1 rRNA gene is annotated in these 2,622 nt (G+C 52.8%); it reads right to left on the minus strand.

Annotation, left to right across the window (positions count from 1 at the left end):
* Positions 1-8: 8 nt before the first annotated feature.
* Positions 9-2,622: ribosomal RNA gene (locus FS804_RS24590) — 23S ribosomal RNA — on the minus strand; the annotation flags it as partial.

The raw sequence follows: 2,622 nt of genomic DNA on the forward strand, positions 1-2,622 counted from the left end.
CAATGGGAACGAAGAAGTCGATCGAGCTATTAGTAACGGTAAGCTTCACACATTGCTGTGCTTCCACACCCGTCCTATCAACGTGGTCGTCTTCCACGGCTCTGATAGGGAACACTCGTTTTCAGGTTGGTTTCCCGCTTAGATGCCTTCAGCGGTTATCCATTCCGTATATAGCTACTCTGCTATGCCCTTGGCAGGACAACAGATCCACCAGAGATACGTCCATCCCGGTCCTCTCGTACTAGGGACAGATCCTGTCAATATTCCTACACCCACGGCAGATAGGGACCGAACTGTCTCACGACGTTCTGAACCCAACTCACGTACCGCTTTAAATGGCGAACAGCCATACCCTTGGGACCTGCTCCAGCCCCAGGATGCGATGAGTCGACATCGAGGTGCCAAACAACCCCGTCGATATGGACTCTTGGGGGTCATCAGCCTGTTATCCCCGGCGTACCTTTTATCCGTTGAGCGATGGCCCTTCCACACGGGACCACCGGATCACTATGACCGACTTTCGTCTCTGCTCGACTTGTCAGTCTCGCAGTCAGGCTAGCTTATGCCATTGCACTCGACGACCGATTTCCGACCGGTCTGAGCTAACCATCGCGCGCCTCCGTTACTCTTTCGGAGGCGACCGCCCCAGTCAAACTACCCACCATACACTGTCCCGGATCCGGATAACGGACCGCGGTTAGACATCCACGAAGATAAGGGTGGTATTTCAAGGATGGCTCCACACAGACTGGCGTCCATGCTTCAAAGCCTACCACCTATCCTACACATGCCTTGGCGAATGCCAGTGTAAAGCTATAGTAAAGGTGCACGGGGTCTTTCCGTCTGACCGCAGGAACCCCGCATCTTCACGGGGAATTCAATTTCACTGAGTCTATGTTGGAGACAGCGGGGAAGTCGTTACGCCATTCGTGCAGGTCGGAACTTACCCGACAAGGAATTTCGCTACCTTAGGACCGTTATAGTTACGGCCGCCGTTTACTGGGGCTTCAGTTCAGAGCTTGCACCCCTCCCTTTAACCTTCCAGCACCGGGCAGGCGTCAGACCCTATACGTCGTATTGCTACTTCGCAGAGCCCTGTGTTTTTGATAAACAGTCGCTACCCCCTGGTCTGTGCCACCCCATCATACTTGCGTACAAAAGGGTCACGCTTCTTCCGAAGTTACGCGTGCAATTTGCCGAGTTCCTTCAACATAGTTCTCTCAAGCGCCTTGGTATACTCTACCTGACCACCTGTGTCGGTTTCGGGTACGGTCTATACGGTGGAGCTATTTCCTGGAACCTCTTCGCCGCCCAACCAATCCAATAAGGTTGAACAACACACGAGATCCGTCACTACCACCAGGCCCACGAATATTAACGTGGTTCCCATCGACTACGCGTGTCCGCCTCGTCTTAGGGGCCGGCTAACCCTGCTCAGATTAACTTTAAGCAGGAACCCTTGGTCTTTCGGCGAGGGAGTCTCTCACTCCCTTTATCGTTACTCATGTCAACATTCGCACTTCCGATATCTCCAGCAGCCCTCACGGGTCCGCCTTCACAGACTTACGGAACGCTCCGCTACCACTGCGGCAACCCGAAGGTTGCTACAATCCTCAGCTTCGGTGCATGGCTTTAGCCCCGTTACATTTTCGGCGCAAAGACCCTTATTTAGACCAGTGAGCTGTTACGCTTTCTTTAAATGATGGCTGCTTCTAAGCCAACATCCTGGTTGTTTTGGGATCCTCACATCCTTTCCCACTTAGCCATGACTTGGGGACCTTAGCTGGAGGTCAGGGTTGTTGCCCTTTTCACGACGGACGTTAGCACCCGCCGTGTGTCTGCCGACTAGTACTCCTCGGTATTCGGAGTTTGGTTAGGATCAGTAAGACGGTGAGTCCCCATAGCCCATCCAGTGCTCTACCCCCGAGGGTATTCGGTCGACGCTCTACCTAAATAGATTTCGCGGAGAACCAGCTATTTCCGAGTTTGATTGGCCTTTCACCCCTAGCCACAAGTCATCCCGAACTATTGCAACAGTTATGGGTTCGGCCCTCCAGTTGGTGTTACCCAACCTTCAGCCTGCTCATGGCTAGATCACTCGGTTTCGGGTCTAATGCAACTAACTCAAGCGCCCTATTCAGACTCGCTTTCGCTGCGCCTACACCTACCGGCTTAAGCTTGCTAGTTACACTAAGTCGTTGACCCATTATACAAAAGGTACGCCGTCACTCTTGCGAGCTCCGACTGTTTGTAGGCATCCGGTTTCAGGTTCTATTTCACTCCCCTCGTCGGGGTGCTTTTCACCTTTCCCTCACGGTACTTGTTCGCTATCGGTCATGCACGAGTACTTAGGCTTGGAGAGTGGTCTCCCCATGTTCAGACAGGATTTCACGTGTCCCGCCCTACTCAAGGACAATGACTGTTCTACGCGTAAGGGGCTATCACCCTCTATGGCCGACTTTTCCAAATCGTTCCGCTTTATTCATCATTGCCACTGGCCTGGTCCGCGTTCGCTCGCCACTACTTGCGGAGTCTCGGTTGATGTCCTTTCCTGCAGGTACTTAGATGTTTCAGTTCCCTGCGTTCGCTTCTTACACCCTATGTATTCAGGTGCAGATACCT

The organism is Agrobacterium sp. DE0009 (genome assembly GCF_007680755.1).
GTDB lineage: Bacteria > Pseudomonadota > Alphaproteobacteria > Rhizobiales > Rhizobiaceae > Agrobacterium > Agrobacterium tumefaciens_B.